Origin of the sequence: Bombiscardovia apis, assembly GCF_033095945.1 — a bacterium.
GTDB lineage: Bacteria > Actinomycetota > Actinomycetes > Actinomycetales > Bifidobacteriaceae > Bombiscardovia > Bombiscardovia apis.
Window position 1 is genome coordinate 405,776 of record NZ_AP026800.1, and the last position, 16,506, is coordinate 422,281.

Below are 16,506 nucleotides of genomic sequence, written 5' to 3' on the forward strand. Positions count from 1 at the left end.
GGAATATGGTGATTCCACCGTTGTGAGTGGATTCAAGATTATGCAGAACTACATCTCAGTCCTAGCTATGGCTGCTCAGTAACGTGGCGGTGAGGGCCATGTGGTCGGAGCCGGGAATGAGCAGAGATTTCATGGCGCGCACTCGCAGGCCGGGGGAGTGGAGGAGGTGGTCGATTTCTATGAGTGGGGGCAGGGCCTTCCATGAGGCGGGGAAGGTGGGGTGAATGCCGGCGTGGAGGGAGACCGCGCCGTCAAGCAGGCGGCCGTCCGAGAGCAGGCGGCGGAAGGAGGGGTGATGAATCGAGGAGTTGAGGTCACCCAAAATTACGCTCTCGCGCTCGGCCGGGACTTGCGGGCTCAGGTGTGCTTGCTCCGGGTCGAGGGGGGCAACCGGGCTCAGGCTGGTGAGGGCTAGAATGCTGGCACCCCAGTTGGAACCGCCGCGCTGGGGAGACTTGGGGTGGGCAGACGCTACTTCAATAGTCTTGCCTAAGGCTTCCAAAGTCATGACGGGTACTGCGGAGGCCGGCAGCGTTACGGAAACCGGCTGCTGAACTCGGGGCTCAATGCGCGAAAAGAGAGCGTTAAAACCGCCGTTGTCGTCGGCAGTAGATGGCCCAACAATCTTATAAGGCAGGACTTGGCTCAACCCTTCGCTCTCTAGGCTGGCAACCAGCTCGGCGGAGAGTTCCTGCAAGGCCAATACGTCTAAGTTCTGCTGGCGGGCAGCTTCCACTATGGCGGCGGCGCTAGCCTTACCATAGCGGCAGTTGAGCGTCATAAAGCGCAGGCTTTTTTGAAGCTCAGATTCGCTATTTTGCGGGGCCGACTGGCTGAATACGGGCAGGCCTACTACAGAGCGAAGCAGCCGCGGAGGCAGGCGCAGCAAGAAGGGAAGCTGCCAAATCGCTTCCAAAGTCAGCAATAGCACCGCCAGTATGAGCTGGGGCCAAGCGGCTGCCAGCAGGGCCCAGAGGGTTAAGGCCATCAAGGGGCCAGCTAGCAGCGGAATAAGCGCAATCAGCTCGGGTAGAGGCCTATGCCAATCCCAACCCGTAGGCAGGAAGCGCAAGGCCATCCATAGGGCGCACAGAACCAGGAAGGTCCAGAGCAAAGTACTCACCGGGAGCTCAGGCTCCTAAGAGACCCGAGAGGCCACCGCCCAAGTTCGGCGGAATCTCCGGCATTTGCGGGGTCTGCTTGGCGAAAGCGGAGCCACCCTGCGAAGGCTTATTGCCGCCCCCTGCAAGGCGCTCGCGTAAGGCCTGCTCCTCCTGCTCGCGCTTCATGGGGTTGCCAGAGCGTGCCTTGCCCTTCTTCTTAGCTTTCTTGCCCTTCTTCGAATTCGAGGGCTTGCCGCCAAAGCCTGGCATGCCGGGAATCTGACGGGCGCCATTGCTCATGCGCTTCATCATTTTCGCAGCCTGCTCAAAGCGCTGGAGGAGACCGTTGACCGCGGAAACAGTAGTGCCTGCACCGTAAGCAATGCGGGCGCGGCGGGAACCGTCAATAATCTTGGGGTCGCGGCGCTCGGCGGGAGTCATTGAGCGGATGATGGCCTCAGTGCGGTCAATCTCCTTCTCGTCGAGCTGCTCCAACTCCTTGCGGTGCTGAGCCATGCCCGGAATCATGCCCAAAATCGACTTCATCGAACCCAGCTTGCGCACCTGCTGGAGCTGCTCTACAAAGTCATCTAAACCGTAAGAGCCTTCGGCCATTTTTTCGGCGGCCTTGCGCGACTCTTCCTCGTCAAACTCACGCTGGGCCTGCTCAATCAGGGTGAGAATATCGCCCATGTCGAGAATGCGGGAAGCCATGCGGTCGGGGTGGAAGACCTCGAAGTCCTTCAAACCCTCGCCGTTAGAGGCAAAGAGAATAGGCTTGCCGGTCACCGATGCCACTGAGAGTGCTGCACCGCCGCGGGCATCGCCGTCGAGCTTGGAGAGCACCACGCCTGTGAAGTCCACGCCCTCGTCGAAGGCCTGAGCCGTGGTGACTGCGTCTTGGCCAATCATGGCGTCGATAACGAAGAGGATTTCGTCTGGATTGACTGCGTCGCGAATGTTGCGCGCCTGGGTCATCAGCTCTTGATCCACGCCCAAGCGGCCGGCCGTATCGATAATGACCGTGTCGTAGAGCTTAGACTTGGCCTCTTCAATAGAGTCTCGCGCCACTTGCACTGGGTCGCCAGTCGCCTGACCGGGGGAGACCACATCGGAAGAGCGGGTCTGCACGCCGGGTTCGGGGGCGTATACGGGCACGCCTGCGCGCTCGCCGACCACCTGCAACTGGGTTACGGCGTTGGGGCGCTGCAAATCTGCTGCCACCAGCAGGGGGGTGTGGCCCGCATCTTTGAGCCAGTAGCCCAGCTTGCCAGCCAGCGTAGTTTTACCAGCACCCTGCAAACCTGCCAGCATGATGACCGTTGGTGGGTTCTTGGCGAAGTTGAGAGGGCGGTCAACGCCAGCTCCCAAAATCTGCGTCAGCTCGTCGTTGACGATAGAAACCACTTGCTGGGCGGGGTTCAAAGCCTCGGAGACTTCGGCACCCAGCGCGCGCTCGCGCACCTTAGCGGTGAAGGAGCGCACCACATCGAGCGAGACGTCGGCATCGAGCAGGGCGCGACGAATCTCGCGAATAGTGCCGTCGATGTCGGCCTCAGTCAGCTTGCCCTTAGAGCGCAAGTGCGTAAAAGCGTTCGACAATCTGTCAGTCAAAGAAGAAAAAGCAGCCATAATGCTCCAATTCTAGCGGTCACTCGGGAGAAAAGCTTTCTATCTACTATTAGCCGCTCAAAGCCCAATCAGGAGCTACGCTTTCGCCAAAGCCTGATCAAGAAGTGCCCGCACCGCCGCGCTCACGCTCAGACCGTGCTGTCGAGCGTATCGATTCAGTCGTTGGTCACGCTCGTCGTCAAGCCTTACCTTAATGATGGTGGAGGCTGGAGTTGCCCCCACTGCTAAGGGGCGGCCTGGAGTGCGCTCTACTGCGGTTTCGAGTTCGGCGGAGCTGTATCCACGCTCTGCCCGAGCCGTTTCCTTGCGGATAAGAGCCGCCTCTTCAGGAATGAAACTGCTCTCTGAAAGCATCGTGTACGTACTCATATTTTCGGCTCCTTCCCTTGTAATAGTTTGATATATTTACTGCGCATTCTCATGGCGAATAATCGTAGGACCTTTTGAAGTTTCCAACACCACGACTTCGAGCGGTATTCCCTCTGACGAGAAGCCTAAGTATAAGGTTTTGGCAGGTTCCTCTTGTAATTCAAAGGCTCGTATTAGTTGGTCTACTACCAAGACAGCATCTTCTGGCGTGACATCGTGTTTAAGCGCCGAGGAGATGATGAACATTTAAAAATTGTACCACAAAAACCTCTTGTGGTCAGCTCTCTAGGTGCCAGGCGGGGCCTTGGGGGGTGTCTTCTATGATGATGTTGGCTTGGGCTAGGCGGTCTCGGATGGCGTCGGCTTGAGCGAAGTCTTTGTTGGCGCGGGCGGACTGGCGGTTGGCAAGTTCTTGGGAGACTAGGCTTTCCAGAGCGTCGTGGGCTGCGCTGGACTGCTGACCTTGTCCGGGCTGGGCCCAGTGGGGGTCGAGCGGGTCGAGGCCGAAGACGTCGAGCATGGCACGGACTGCCAGTAGGTCCTTCAATAATTGATTCTGTCCGTCATTGCTGGAGCCTTCGCTCATGTTGGCATTGGCCTGACGAATGCGGGCGAAGACCACGGCTAGAGCCTCGGAAACCGAGATGTCGTTGTTCATAGCTGCCACAAAATCTGCGGGCAAGAGCTCAACGGGGAGAGCAGCCACTTCTTCGCGGGAAGGCTGCCAGCCCAAGGCTTTGCCGGCGCGCTCTACGAAGCCGGTGATACGCTCGTAGGCGGACTGCGCTTCGTGCAGGCTCTGGTCGGACCACTCCAGCATGGAGCGGTAGTGGGCGGAAACTAGCGCGTATCGCACTACCCAAGCCGGGTAGGTGTCGAGCACGGTCGATACGGCCAGACCGTTGCCTAGCGACTTGGACATTTTCTCGCCTTTTTGCGTCACCCAAGCGGTGTGCATCCAGCGGTGGGCAAAGCCCCAACCAGCTGCGTGAGACTGGGCCATTTCGTTCTCGTGGTGGGGGAAACGCAGGTCGAGACCGCCGCCGTGAATGTCGAAATCGGCTCCCAAGTAGCGCCTGCTCATGGCTGAGCATTCCAAATGCCAGCCCGGGCGACCAGTGCCGAAGGGAGTGACCCAGCGGGCAGTTATAGGATCTGTGGGCTTGGAAGCCTTCCAGAGGGCGAAGTCGCGCGGGCCTCGCTTGACCGAAGCTGCGTCCAAGTCGTCTTCGCCAGCGGGATTGTATTTGTCTTCTCCCTGGGCGTCTACCGAAGGGCCCATTTGATCGGCTACGGCAGCCTGCTCGTCGGCGGCCTGAGTGCCGCTTTCCTGATGAGTCAAAGCGCCATATTCGGGCCAAGATTCCACATCATAATACACGTTTCCCGAAGGATTGCCCTCTGCGTCGGGCACAATATAGGCATGGCCACGGTCGATTAAACGCATGACTAAGTCAATCATTTGTGGAATATGCCCCGTGGCCCGCGGCTCGTAAGTAGGGGGGAGGGCACCCAGCTGGTCGTAAGCCTTGGTGAATTCGCGCTCGTAGATAAAGGCGCGCTCCCACCATTGCTGCCCAGCATCCGCGGCCTTGCTCAGAATCTTGTCGTCAATGTCGGTCACATTGCGAATCAATGTCACGTCGTAGCCGAGCTTGGTCATCCAGCGGCGAATCACGTCGAAAGCTAGCGTCGTACGCACGTGCCCCACATGCGGAGAAGCCTGTACTGTAGCACCACACACGTAGATTCCCACCTTGCCCGGCTCGATAGGCACAAAGGCGCTCACGGCCTTAGAAGCCGTGTCGTACAGCTTCAACCCTGCCGCCGCCGGGCTCACAGAATCGTTGGAATTACGCGCATCAGAGCTCAAGTTCATAGACAAAAGCCTACTTGCTTATCCTGACATCAGCAAGGAAGAAAATCTGCTGCTCAATCGTAGAGGTCAACACTTGGTGCGTCGGTATTAAGAGCTTTAGTGTTTACCTTTGTTTGCGTTTGGTTGTGTGTTGGGGTTTTAAGCTGCGGTGTTGTTTTATTTTGTGGATTGCGTATCCTGCTGCTGTTAGTACGCTCATGGCGAGTAGCGCACTTCCGCTCCATTGTTGGAGGGGTATGGTTCCGGTGTGGGGGAGTATGGCGGCGGGTGTCCAGCGGGCGTAAAGGGTCATGTTGCCGTTTACCGGCATGGTATCGAAGTCCCATTTGATACCCTCGGTGGGGTGGGTATACCAGCCTAGGAGAACGAAATCGCCGCTTTTTGAGGGCCTGATGCTTGGTGCACTGATGGTGCTGCCGGCTGTGAGGACTGGCACTCCCTTTGGCGTGTGGAGGGTGCCGCCGTTGGGGTCGAAGAGTACCGCGTATCCGGGCACATGCTGGGAGATGGTTCCGTCAAAGCTGATGGTTGCTGAAGCATAGGGCAAGGTGACGGTACTAGTAAACGAGTATTGGTAATCTCCGGGGTAGGTGCGCTCCCAGGTGTAGGTGCCATCGTTAGGGTGGTAAGTGCCTCCGGCTGGTGATGCCTTATCACTGTTATCTGGGTTTTTGGCCGGCGTAGCATAAGTATTGGTGCTGGTGGTGGCAGGTCCTACGACGAGTGGATCGTCTGCGTAACCAGGCGCGTCTGGCAAACGCAGCTTCTGATCGGATATTTCAACGAATCGTGCCTCGGTGATGCTGGTGAGTTTGCTCCAGTCGATGCTACTGAGGTCAGTGATCTGATTATTGTCCAAGGTGAGCTCATGGAGTTTGGTGAAGTCGTTCCATGTGATGCTACTGATATCAGTGATATCGTTCTTGTCTAGGTTGAGCGTTCGGAGTTTGGTGAGGTTGCCCCAACTGATCTGCGCTATGGTTGATAGCTTGTTGGAACTTAGGCTGAGTTCGGTCAGGTTGGGGAAGTTGAGATCGCTTGTGGTTACAATCTGATTGTAGGATGCATTGAGATAGGTGAGGCTCGATAATCCGGTGACTGGGCTGAGATCGGTAATCTGATTAAAGGACATATGAAGTTTTTGGAGTTCGGTGAGTTTGCTCCAGTCGATGCTACTGATATCGGTGATCTGATTATTGAGCAAAGCAAGCTCTTGGAGTTTGGTGAGGTTGCCCCAACTGATCTGCGCTATAGTTGATAGCTTGTTGGAACCTAGGTTGAGATATGTCAGGTTGGGGAAGTTGAGATCGCTTGTGGTTACAATCCGATTATAGAATACAGTGAGATAGGTGAGGCTCGATAATCCGGTGACTGGGCTGAAATCGGTAATCTGATTATAGTCCAGATAAAGTTTTTGGAGTTTGGTGAGGTTGTTCCAATTAACGCTGGCTACGCTGGGGATCTTATTGCGGCTTAAATTGATGAGTTCGATGTTGGGGAAATCGAGGCTGCCGAGGTTAGTTACCTGATTATCCTCCACATACAACCTGGTGAGGTCGGTTAGGCCGGTGAGTGCGCTGATGCTGGGGATCTTATTCTTGCTTAAGTTGAGATCTCTAAGCTTACCGAAGTCGTTCCAGTTGGTGCTGCTGATGTCGTTAATCTTATTATTGAATGCGTGCAAATATGTAAGTTTTGGTAGACCGGTGATTGAGCTAAGGTTGGTGAACTGATTAGAGCCTATTTTGAGGGTCTCGAGTTTGGTGAGGCTGTTCCAATTGACGCTAGCTAGGCTGGTGAGCTTATTTCCGTCTAGTTCAATCACGGTGAGGTTAGGATTGTTAAGATCGCCAACGGTAGTGATCAGGTTGTTGGGTGCGCTCAACCTGATGAGATTTGGTAGTCCGGTGACCGGGCTGATATCGATAAGCTGATTGTGTTCCAATCTAAGGATTTCGAGCTTGGAGAGCCCATTCCAATTGATGCTAGCTATGTTTGTGAGCTGATTCTGGTATAAGTCGAGGCTTTCGAGGTTGGGATTGTTGAGGGGGCCTGTGGTTGTTATCTGATTATAAACTGCGTTCAGAGTGGTGAGCCTAGGTAGTCCGGTGACCGGGCTGAGATCGGTAATCTGATTGCTGCTTAAGTGTAGTTTTTCGAGGTTGGTGAAGTGTTGTATACCTTCAACATTTGTAATTCCTGCGTGGCTTGCTTCTAAAAAGACGAGGCTGTTGATGAGGGTAGTGGTGAGAGTAGCAGAGGTGGTGGTGTTGAGCGTTGTAGCAATTTTATCGGCAAGGTTGGAATCGGGGATGCAGGCTGCGATGCTGCTGCTGTCGATGGTGCAGTTGCCGCCGCGTGGTTTCAGACGAATAAGTGAACGAGCCGCTGTTGTTGCAGGCTGCGTATTACGCGCCGGTGCAGATGCGGATGCGTTTTTGCTGGTGAGTGGTTGGGCGCTATGAGTCGCGGGTTTCGCGTGAGCTGGTATGGTGGCCGCTAAACTAACAGCCCCCCCCCCCAAAGACAGCCAAGGATAGTAGTAGTACGGTAGCGCTCGTGGCTCGTACGTTACGCATATAAAACCCTCCGCGAGGCCTGTGCGCGCTGCCGAGCGCTTGGCCTATCAAAACTTATATATTTGTGCTGGTAGCTTCTTGAATGGCTTTGCTTGTTTGGTTCCCCAACCTGTGTCAAGCGTTCAGCACTTATTTACAATATCGTCAGTTTAGCATTTTTCTTGTAGAAGTGTGTTCAAACTGGTTGTTGGCCTTCGTGTTCTTGGAATAGGTGTTCGCCATTGGGAATAAAATGCAAGAGCGTACGCGGGTTGGTCGCTCGGTTTAGGTCTTGGAATTATTGGTGTTTAGACCCGTTATGGTGGATGGCGGTCGGGGAGTGGGCTGCCCCTAGTGGCACAATGGGAGGTATGGCAAAACGCAAAGTGCTTATCTTGCAACATGCTGACTGGGAACGGGCCGGTCGCGTGGGAGAGAACCTCGAAGATGTGGGGCTGGAAACCGAGACGTTAACGGTGGCCAGCATTAAGAAACCTCAATTGCCCGAGCCGGGTGAATTGGCCGGGCTGGTGCTCATGGGCGGGCCCATGAGAGCCGACGATTACGAACGCTTCCCCGGTCTCAAGGCAGAGACCAAGCTGGCTAAGGCTGCCGTGGAGGCTGAGCTGCCGGTGCTGGGCATCTGTTTGGGGCATCAAATACTGGCCCGGGCCTTGGGTGGCGAGCTAGTAGTTGGCAAGAAAGAACAGCGCGAGCTCTCTCAGGTCAAATGGGTGGAATCAGACGATGCCGTGTCGTCTTGGGTTCAGAAGGAGACATCGGTTTTGCAATGGCACGCCGACTGCGTGACCCTGCCTCCGGGTGCTAAGCTGCTGGCCAAATCTGCCCAATCAAAGGTCGAAGCCTTCCGTAAGGGTTCGGCTCTGGGGCTTCAGTTCCACGTCGAAGTGACGGCTCCGATTTTTGAGCAGTGGTTAGACGAGCCGCAGGTAGTTGATGGCCTCAAGAAGGGGCAAATAGCTCAACTTTTTGAAGATTTCCAGAGCGCTGATCCACTCATGCAGCCCTTGGCTGATTCAATCTTCTCGGCCTTCGCGGCTCGGTGCTCCACCTATTCGGCCCAGCCTATCGAAAGCTGAATGAGACGTTCTTGCAGCTGTGATAAGTGCCAACAGAGCTGTGATTCTGGAGCTGCTGCAATGACTGAGCGTCCCCAAATAGGGGAGAAGCCGGGCTGTAATTGCGCCCGGCTACTTGCTCAGTATTCCAGTTGCTCGCCGATGCTGAGCCATTCCTCTTCTAAGGGGTCTATCTCAGCCTGCACTGCCTTCATCTGCTCGTTGAGCTCGCCTAAACCGGCGTAATCGCTAGGATCGTGGCTAGCCATTTGCGCTTGCAGCTGCTCGATTTGCCCGTTGAGCTTGGCCAGCTTGCGTTCGATAGCACGCGACTTTTTGCTTAGCTCGTGCTGGTTTTGCCGCTCGGCCTTGCTCTGCGCCGCCGGCTGAGCACTCTCCTTGGCAGTGATACTCAGGGCAGAATCTTGGCCTCCTTGGTTCTGCTCCGGGGTTCCTGCTCCCGCCTTGCTGTCGCCTTCAACCATATCCAAGTAGTCGTCTACGCCGCCGGGCAGGTGTAAGACCTTGCCGTCTATGAGCGCATACTGCTGGTCGGTTACGCGCTCCAGCAGGAAGCGGTCGTGCGATACGACGATAAGGGTGCCGGGCCAGGAGTCTAGCAGATCTTCCATTACGGCCAGCATGTCGGTGTCGAGGTCGTTGCCTGGCTCGTCCATAATCAAGACGTTGGGCTCGTCGAGCAAAATCAGCAAAAGCTGCATGCGGCGCTTCTGCCCGCCCGAGAGGTCGCCAATTCGCGTCATCAGCTGGGCGGAGGAGAAGCCCAGGCGCTCCATGAGCTGGTTGGGCGTGACTTCCTTGCCTTCAACCTCGTAGGAGGCCTTATAACGACTCAAGACCTCGCGAATCTTGTATTCGCTGAGCTTTTCCAGCTCGTCTAAGCGCTGGGTGAGCACTGCAAACTTTACGGTTTTGCCGATTTTGACCCGGCCCTTGGTGGGCTCAATTGTGCCGTCAATGAGGCCTAGCAGGGTGGACTTTCCAGCGCCGTTAGTGCCGACGATGCCGAAGCGGTCGCCCGGGCCTATAAGCCAAGTTACATCGTCGATTACAGTGCGGCTGCGCTCAGGATCAGTGGCTAGGGGATAGGACTTTGTGGCCTCTTTTAGGTCCACCACTTGCTTGCCCAAGCGGGAGGTAGCCATGCGTTTTAACTCGAGCGTATCGCGTACGGGTGGCACGTCGGCAATAAGTTCGTTAGCGGCCTTTACGTGGAACTTCTGCTTGGTGGATCGGGCTCGGGCACCGCGGGCCAGCCAGGCTAGTTCCTTGCGTGCTAGGTTGCGCCGCTTGGTCTCGGTCACGTCGGCTTGGCGGTCGCGCTCTACGCGTTGGAGCATATAGGCGGAGTAGCCGCCCTCGAAGGGGTCAATCGCGCCGTCGTGCACCTCCCACATGCGCGAGCAGACCTCGTCGAGGAACCAACGGTCGTGGGTGACGACCAGTAGGGCACCAGCGTTCTTGTTCCAACGATTCTTGAGGTGTTCAGCCAGCCAGTGGATGGTTAAAATGTCGAGGTGGTTGGTGGGCTCGTCGAGGGTCAGAATATCCCAGTCTTTGAGCAGGAGTCGGGCCAAGTCTGCACGCCTGCGTTGTCCGCCCGAGAGCGAACCAATTGGCGCATCCAAGTCCATGCCCGCTAGCAGGGTTTCAACTATTTCGCGTGATTGTGCATCGGCAGCCCACTCGTAGTCTTCGCGGTTGCCTAGTGCTGCTTGGCGTAAGCTGTCTGCGTCGTTGAGGGGGTCGCGCTGGTCCAGCATGCCGAGGGTGAGTCCGCCGCGGCGGGTGACTCGGCCCGAATCTGGCTCCTGCTGGCCTGCCAGTAAGTGTAAAAGGGTTGATTTGCCATCGCCGTTGCGGCCGACGATGCCGATTCTGTCGCCCTCAAAGACGCCCTGGGTTACATCGTCAAAGATGTCTTTCGTGGCGTAGGAGAGCGAAACGTGTTCCAAACCGAGATCGTATGTAGGCATGATATTCAAATGTAGCGCGAGGCTTGGAGGGCGGATGAAACTGAGGGCTGAATGCTTGCTGCAATACAAGAAAAGCCCACTATCAGCGTAGGTTATGACACCTCTGTGATAGTGGACTTTGTCAAGCAATATTTAGCGGTTCATAAACTCGCCAATCTCAGTTCCCGGAACTTTCTCGCTCAAAGCCTTGGGACCACGAGTGACCGCAACTGCGCCGGAGCGCACTAGCTCCACCACTCCGAAGGGTGCCAGAAGACCCATGAGCGCATCGAGCTTACCTTGAGCGCCCGTTGCCTCGATAGTGAGCGTCTCTGGGTGCACATCGACCACGCGCACGCGGAAAAGCTTCACAATCTCCAATACGTCAGAGCGAGTGCGTTCGTTGGCCTTGACTTTGATGAGCACCAGCTCGCGCTCCACAGCCTGATCTGGGTCGAGTTCCACAATCTTCAAGACGTGCAGGAGTTTGTTGAGCTGCTTAATAATTTGCTCTAACGGATCCGGGTCAGCGTAAGCAGTGACCGTAATTCGCGAGATGTCAGGCCTCTCGGTGGAAGAGACCGAGAGGGAATCGATATTGAAGGAACGGCGGGCGAACAGGCCGGTGACGCGGGCCAAAACGCCGGGGCGATTCTCTACGAGCACCGAAAGCGTGTGCGGCTGGGAGCCAGGGCGAATTCCATAATACTGAGCCATGCTTGCCTTCTCTCTCAACGCTGTTCTGACTGGTCAGCCAAAGGGGTGATGCCGGGCTGGTAAATAATCTCGCTATTAGAAGCGCCGGGAGGCACCATAGGCCACACCTTGGCATCTTTCCACACGCGCAAATCAATCAGCACTGGGCGGTCGTTGATAGCCAATGCTTGCTCAATAGCTGCCGTGGTCTCTTCCTTGCTGGAAGCGCGCAAGCCCACGCAGTCGTAAGCCTGAGCAAGTTTGACGAAATCAGGTACTGCATGAGTGCGATTGTCTTTTGCGGCAGCCGCATGTGAGTTGGTAGCACTGGTCTCGCTTGCTGAGTCCTCATCGCCGTCTCCCAAATCGGTTTGGGAGTGGTGGCCATTGTAGAACAGGTCTTGCCACTGGCGAATCATGCCATAAGCCGAGTTGTTGAGAATGGCAATCTTGAGCGGTAAGCCCTCTTGGCGGGCCGTTGCCAACTCCTCGCTTGAAACCTGGAAACCACCGTCGCCATCAATAAGCCAGACGGGGTGAGTGTCAGCGGCGCCTACTGCTGAGCCGATAGCAGCCGGAAGCCCGTAGCCCATAGTCGCCAGTCCGCAGGAGGAGATGAAAGAGGAGGGCCGCTCAAAGTCAATAAACTGGCTGGCCCACATCTGATGCTGGCCTACACCCGTGACCCAAATCGAGTCCGGAGCTGCCAGTCGGGCAATCTCTTGTACAGCCCACTGCGGTTCAATCTGACCGTTCGGAGCGCTCTCATAGGAGGTAGGGTACGCGGACTGCCAGTCGTGAATCCGGCGCCACCAAGGAGCCAAATCTGCGCTTTCTACCCGCTCACGAACCTGAGGAATCTCCTCGTTCAAATCGTCGAGCACCTGTGCCACATCGCCTACAATCGGCACGTCTACACGGCGATTCTTGCCGATTTCGGCCGGATCAATGTCGATATGGACTACCTTGGCATGGGGTGCAAAGTGTTCCAAGTCGCCGGTTACGCGGTCATCGAAACGGGCGCCGATAGCCACCAGCACATCGCAGGCCTGAATCGCACCATTTGCTGCAACCGAGCCATGCATGCCGGGCATGCCCAAAGTATGTTCGTCGCCGTCTGCAATCACGCCGCGGGCAGCCAAAGTCGTAACGACCGGAGCGTTGATGAGTTGAGCCAGCTGCGTCAACTGCCGACTGGCCTGAGCCCGAGCCGCACCGCCGCCAGCGTAAAGCAGCGGGCGCTGGGCAGTAGTTAAGAGCTCAGCCGCGTCTTGCAGCATGTGCCCGTGGGCCTTGGTAGTGGGCTTGTATCCCGGCAGAATCATTTTCTGAGGCCACGAATACTGCATACTCTGCGTCTGCGCAGTCTTCGTTAAGTCAATGAGCACAGGGCCCGGCCGCCCGGACTGTGCAATGTAATAGGCCTCAGTAAGCACCCGCGGAATGTCTTGCGCGTTCGTAACTAGGTAGGAGTGCTTCACGATGGGGTAGGTGATGCCCATAATGTCGGACTCTTGGAAGGCATCCGTGCCGATAGCGTCGGCCGCCACCTGCCCGGTGATAATCACCAAGGGAACCGAGTCCATCGTGGCCTCGGCAATAGGGGTGACCATGTTTGTGGCCCCGGGGCCCGAAGTGACTAAGCACACGCCTACGCGACCGGTGGAGAGCGCATAGCCTTCAGCAGCTTGCCCAGCCGCCTGTTCCTGGCGAGTGAGCACAAAGCGGAACTTAGTCTCGGGCGTAATTGCGTCGAAAGCCGGCAGAATCTGACCGCCCGGCAGGCCAAACACAACGCTGACACCCAGATCTTCCAACGAGCGAATCAGGGCCTGTGCTCCGGTCATTGGTTCGCCCGGAGCTACTGAATTCTCGCCGTTGCGAGGCTCAGTCTCCTTGGGAATCGAGCTGAATGCTTGCAGAGGTGTTGGTGACGCCATGGGGCTCCTCTCATTAGGGTCTTCTTCCATACTAAACGCAATTGCCAGATTTTGGGATGAAACGTTCAGATAGTGGGAAAATTCTCTTAGAAAGTGCGAGAGAAGCAGGCAAAACGGCTCTCTGGTGCGGATGTGAACCGGGCTGCCTACAAGCAAGCAAGACTCAGTCAGACTCTTAGTCCTGTGCGGACTCTCCTGCGATTTCTCGCTCCTGCTTGCGTTTTGCGTTCCTGCCCTCTGCCTGCTCGTGCTTGAGCTGGTTGACGGTTTCGGGCTTATCTAGTGCCTTCCAACCCACCTCGGCGGCTGCCAGTTGAGCCTTGCGCTTGCTGGAAGCCTTGCCCTGACCTATCGTCGAGCCGGTGCCTTCCAGCACCAATTCAGCAGTGAAGATTTGTGCATATTCAGGGCCTGAAACAGACATGCGATATGTGGGGTTACCTAAGCCCAGTTGGTGGGCCTTTACCGTGACCGAAGTCTTCCAATCCAAAGCCGGGCCTTCAGTAGCAACCTCAGCTAGAGTGTCGTCTACCAGCAGATGGACTGTCTTGCGGGCGCCGTCGATGCCATGCTCCACAAAAACCGCGCCGATAAGCGCTTCGACAGTGTCGCACAGAATCGAATCCTTGTCGGCCCCGCCACTTTCGCGCTCACCGTTGCCCAAAAGAATGTACTGCCCCAAGTTGAGTTTGGTGCGGGCAATGGCAGAAAGAGCCTCTTCCGAGACGGCTTTAGCGCGCATCTTGGCCAGCTGCCCCTCGTTCATATCGGGGTGAACCTTATAGAGCGTCTCCGTTGAGACCAGCTCCAAGACGGCATCGCCCAAGAACTCTAAGCGTTCGTTGTTGGGCATGCCCTCGTGCTCGTGGGCGAAGGAGCGGTGGGTGAGTGCGTGAATGAGCAGGTCTGGCCCAAGCGTCTGGCCTAAGGCTTGAAAGAGCTTACGAGCGGGCAGTTCTGCCTGACCTGCGGGGGAACTCTGGGTGCTTTCTGCTGTGGGCTCCGCTGCCCGCGTCTCGTCTCCTTGCTCCGATGCTGACCCTGTCATATTGCTCCTTCCCGAGCCCTTAGCAAGAGCCCTACCTCCCGAGTATAAAAGAACCCCGCCACCCGTCGATGGCAGGGTTCTTGTTTTTACGTCTATGGCGCACAAGCGCCCGCGTGTTCGCTTACTTAGCGGCGTACTTCGACTGGATGGCGTCGCGGTAAACGCGGCCACGGTAGCTTCCGCAAGTGGGGCAAGCCATGTGAGACAGGGTAGCTGCACCGCAGTTGGGGCAGGTAACCGTGTTTGCGGCCTGGGTCTTCCAGTTGGCGCGACGCATGTGAGTGTTAGCGCGCGAAGTCTTATACTTTGGCAGTGCCATAATTCTTCCTCTATTTCGATCGAAATCAATTGAGCTTAAGCGTTCAGCAATTCTAGCGCACACCCTAGCCAAAACCAAGTGCAATGCGTCGCAAACTACCGCGAGTCAGGGCCTCTCGAAAGGAGTGAACCCGAGTATTTGCTAGTGCTTACTGCTCTGAACTCTCTTCTTCCAACTGAGCCTTCAAATCAGCAAGGGCAGCAAAGCGGTTGTCAATCACATCGTGATGGTGGTCCGGATGCTCGTTCAAGTCAATGCCGCACTGGGAGCACAATCCCTGGCAATCCGGCTTGCACAAGACCTTCATAGGCATGGCATCGACAAGATTGTCGCGCAAGAGAGCTTCAAAGGAAGCCGTTGTGCCACCGTCTGCTAGCGGGTAAGTGTTGCCATCGCTGGCCTCTTCCTCTCCAGCCACGATATCCACGTCGTCTTGTGTGTGCTGCTCCTCTTCCATCTCATAGGGGAAGAAAACTACCACATCGAGCTCTTTGGAGCCAGAGAGGGGCTTCAAGCAGCGGGTGCAGACCGCGTGCATGGGGGCGCTGATATGGGCGTTCAAAATGAGCCCGTCAACGATAGAGTCGAAGCTGCCCTCCACGTGGACCAGATCGCCCTCGTTTACGCCAACGATGTCGTCGCCAATGCCCTCTGGAGCGGGAAAATCGGCGTCAATAGTCTTAGTTTGCCCAGTGCGTTGTGCCACTTGGGCCACGGAAACCGCCCAAGGCGAGCTTGCCGCATGTGTCATAGTTACTGTTCCTCCGCGTAGGATTGATCTAATTTGGAAGCTGCCTCGCGCTCGCGCTCACGCAGTACTTCAATGCCTGCCTGCACGTCTTGCTGATAGTGACCTAGCTGTTCTCCCAGCGCTTCCATTACCTTGGCTGAATACTCGTTGGCCCCCTGGACGAGCTTATCGCTCTGAGCTTGAGCCTGGTCAATAATGGCCTGAGCCTTGCGCTGAGCGATAGCAACGACGTTCTCCTGACCTGCTAAGAACTCGGCCTGCTCGCCAGCTTCCTTGACTACGTCCGCAGCACGGCTCTGAGCCTCAGACACAATGGCATTGGACTGAGTTTGGGCCGCATCGAGGCGGCGTTCGGACTCGCGCATGAGTGCCGAAGCGCGCTCCAACTGCACGGGAAGCATCTTCTTTAAGTCGTCTAAGGCGCCGATAAACTCCTCGCGGTCCACCTTGGCGATGCTGGGAGCAAAGACCGAAGACTTAGCCTCCTCAAGCATATTCTCCATCTTGTCGAGAATGTCGTAGACGGTAGTGAACTCGGCCCGCGAAGTGGGGGATGGGGAGGGCTGCGCGTCTTCTTGCAAGTCTGGCAGGTCTGCCAGGCGGCGAAGCGAGGGAGAACCAACTTGCTGGGCCGGGCTGGCGTTTGCAGCGCTGGGCGGGTTGCCTGCTACTTCTGCCGGTGCGCTTGCGGGCTCATTCACGGCCGGCTTAGCAGGAGCCGGCTTGAGTGGTGCGGACTTGGCAGGAGAGGCTGGCGCTCCTGCTGGAGCTGCACCCACACTTGGCTTGGAGCCGGCTTCCGGAGCTGCTTGCCCGGCCTGCTCTTTGGAAGTTTTTGCCTTTGCGGCGGGCTGGATAGCAGATTGGGCGGTAAACTGCCCCGAAGCAGCAGGCATGGCTTTCGCGGGCGTTGTGGCCTGGTGGATTCCCGACGGCATATCCGACTGCGTATCCATAGGAGAGCCAGGCCGAACCGAGGGCAGCGAAGTACCTGTTTTGGTGCCTGCATTGCGGGCAGCGCTCCTCACAGCGCTCGTGTTGGTATGTGTGCTGACTGCCGTGTTCTCGCGAGTTCCGGCAGGCTTGGCCTTCACTATATAAGAGGAGCGAGTGCTGTCTTCTACCGCTGCGGTCTTGCGGCTCTGAGCTGGCAGGT

14 protein-coding genes are annotated in these 16,506 nt (G+C 56.7%); 1 reads left to right on the forward strand and 13 read right to left on the reverse strand.

Translation table 11 applies throughout. From position 1 onward, the window contains the following. Positions 1-61 precede the first annotated feature (61 nt). The 6 genes from R8377_RS01530 to R8377_RS01555 all read right to left on the reverse strand — a co-directional run bounded on the left by R8377_RS01530 (position 62) and on the right by R8377_RS01555 (position 7,507). Positions 62-1,123: an endonuclease/exonuclease/phosphatase family protein gene (locus R8377_RS01530; protein WP_317643212.1), complete on the reverse strand. Its 1,062-nt coding sequence runs from the start codon at positions 1,121-1,123 to the stop codon at positions 62-64. A 7-nt stretch (positions 1,124-1,130) separates the two neighbouring features. Continuing rightward, the gene (gene ffh / locus R8377_RS01535) at positions 1,131-2,735 is read right to left on the reverse strand and encodes a signal recognition particle protein (RefSeq protein ID WP_317643213.1); all 1,605 of its coding nucleotides are present in this window, start codon (positions 2,733-2,735) and stop codon (positions 1,131-1,133) included. A 75-nt stretch (positions 2,736-2,810) separates the two neighbouring features. After that, on the reverse strand, positions 2,811-3,104 hold the full coding sequence (locus R8377_RS01540) for a ribbon-helix-helix protein, CopG family (protein WP_317643214.1): 294 nt from the start codon (positions 3,102-3,104) through the stop codon (positions 2,811-2,813). Between the two features lie 36 nt (positions 3,105-3,140). Further along, on the reverse strand, positions 3,141-3,350 hold the full coding sequence (locus tag R8377_RS01545; RefSeq protein ID WP_317643215.1) for a toxin: 210 nt from the start codon (positions 3,348-3,350) through the stop codon (positions 3,141-3,143). Positions 3,351-3,381: 31 nt separating this feature from the next. Then, positions 3,382-4,983 carry a cysteine--tRNA ligase gene (cysS, locus tag R8377_RS01550; RefSeq protein WP_317643216.1) on the reverse strand — a complete coding sequence of 534 codons (1,602 nt, stop codon included), beginning with the start codon at positions 4,981-4,983 and terminating at the stop codon, positions 3,382-3,384. Positions 4,984-5,086: 103 nt separating this feature from the next. Next, positions 5,087-7,507, reverse strand: a complete 2,421-nt coding sequence (locus R8377_RS01555) for a leucine-rich repeat domain-containing protein (protein WP_317643217.1) — start codon at positions 7,505-7,507, stop codon at positions 5,087-5,089. A 405-nt stretch (positions 7,508-7,912) separates the two neighbouring features. On the opposite strand from R8377_RS01555, the gene R8377_RS01560 reads away from it, so the two are divergent. After that, positions 7,913-8,641: a type 1 glutamine amidotransferase gene (locus tag R8377_RS01560; RefSeq protein WP_317643218.1), complete on the forward strand. Its 729-nt coding sequence runs from the start codon at positions 7,913-7,915 to the stop codon at positions 8,639-8,641. A gap of 119 nt (positions 8,642-8,760) precedes the next feature. On the opposite strand, the gene R8377_RS01565 is transcribed toward R8377_RS01560, so the two are convergent. From R8377_RS01565 to R8377_RS01595, 7 genes are all read right to left on the reverse strand, one after another. Next, the gene (locus R8377_RS01565) at positions 8,761-10,617 is read right to left on the reverse strand and encodes an ABC-F family ATP-binding cassette domain-containing protein (protein WP_317643219.1); all 1,857 of its coding nucleotides are present in this window, start codon (positions 10,615-10,617) and stop codon (positions 8,761-8,763) included. Positions 10,618-10,749: 132 nt separating this feature from the next. Continuing rightward, entirely contained in the window at positions 10,750-11,313 is a 564-nt protein-coding gene (gene ilvN / locus R8377_RS01570) for an acetolactate synthase small subunit (protein WP_317643220.1), read from the reverse strand. 14 nt (positions 11,314-11,327) lie between these two features. Beyond that, positions 11,328-13,232, reverse strand: coding sequence for an acetolactate synthase large subunit (locus R8377_RS01575; RefSeq protein WP_317643221.1), 1,905 nt, complete (start codon positions 13,230-13,232; stop codon positions 11,328-11,330). A gap of 175 nt (positions 13,233-13,407) precedes the next feature. After that, the gene (gene rnc / locus R8377_RS01580; protein WP_317643222.1) at positions 13,408-14,280 is read right to left on the reverse strand and encodes a ribonuclease III; all 873 of its coding nucleotides are present in this window, start codon (positions 14,278-14,280) and stop codon (positions 13,408-13,410) included. 121 nt (positions 14,281-14,401) lie between these two features. After that, positions 14,402-14,599, reverse strand: coding sequence for a 50S ribosomal protein L32 (gene rpmF / locus R8377_RS01585; protein WP_317643223.1), 198 nt, complete (start codon positions 14,597-14,599; stop codon positions 14,402-14,404). A 148-nt stretch (positions 14,600-14,747) separates the two neighbouring features. Then, entirely contained in the window at positions 14,748-15,350 is a 603-nt protein-coding gene (locus tag R8377_RS01590) for a YceD family protein (protein WP_317643224.1), read from the reverse strand. A 2-nt stretch (positions 15,351-15,352) separates the two neighbouring features. After that, positions 15,353-16,129, reverse strand: coding sequence for an ATP synthase subunit B family protein (locus R8377_RS01595; RefSeq protein WP_425605031.1), 777 nt, complete (start codon positions 16,127-16,129; stop codon positions 15,353-15,355). Positions 16,130-16,506 lie beyond the last annotated feature (377 nt).

Excerpts from the sequence above, each read along its gene's own strand:
- ffh (WP_317643213.1), bottom strand. The coding sequence starts at position 2,735 with ATGGCTGCTTTTTCTTCTTTGACTGACAGATTGTCGAACGCTTTTACG.
- R8377_RS01540 (WP_317643214.1), bottom strand. The coding sequence starts at position 3,104 with ATGAGTACGTACACGATGCTTTCAGAGAGCAGTTTCATTCCTGAAGAG.
- R8377_RS01545 (WP_317643215.1), bottom strand. The coding sequence starts at position 3,350 with ATGTTCATCATCTCCTCGGCGCTTAAACACGATGTCACGCCAGAAGAT.
- cysS (WP_317643216.1), bottom strand. The coding sequence starts at position 4,983 with ATGAACTTGAGCTCTGATGCGCGTAATTCCAACGATTCTGTGAGCCCG.
- R8377_RS01560 (WP_317643218.1), top strand. The coding sequence starts at position 7,913 with ATGGCAAAACGCAAAGTGCTTATCTTGCAACATGCTGACTGGGAACGG.
- R8377_RS01565 (WP_317643219.1), bottom strand. The coding sequence starts at position 10,617 with ATGCCTACATACGATCTCGGTTTGGAACACGTTTCGCTCTCCTACGCC.
- ilvN (WP_317643220.1), bottom strand. The coding sequence starts at position 11,313 with ATGGCTCAGTATTATGGAATTCGCCCTGGCTCCCAGCCGCACACGCTT.
- R8377_RS01575 (WP_317643221.1), bottom strand. The coding sequence starts at position 13,232 with ATGGCGTCACCAACACCTCTGCAAGCATTCAGCTCGATTCCCAAGGAG.
- rnc (WP_317643222.1), bottom strand. The coding sequence starts at position 14,280 with ATGACAGGGTCAGCATCGGAGCAAGGAGACGAGACGCGGGCAGCGGAG.
- rpmF (WP_317643223.1), bottom strand. The coding sequence starts at position 14,599 with ATGGCACTGCCAAAGTATAAGACTTCGCGCGCTAACACTCACATGCGT.
- R8377_RS01590 (WP_317643224.1), bottom strand. The coding sequence starts at position 15,350 with ATGACACATGCGGCAAGCTCGCCTTGGGCGGTTTCCGTGGCCCAAGTG.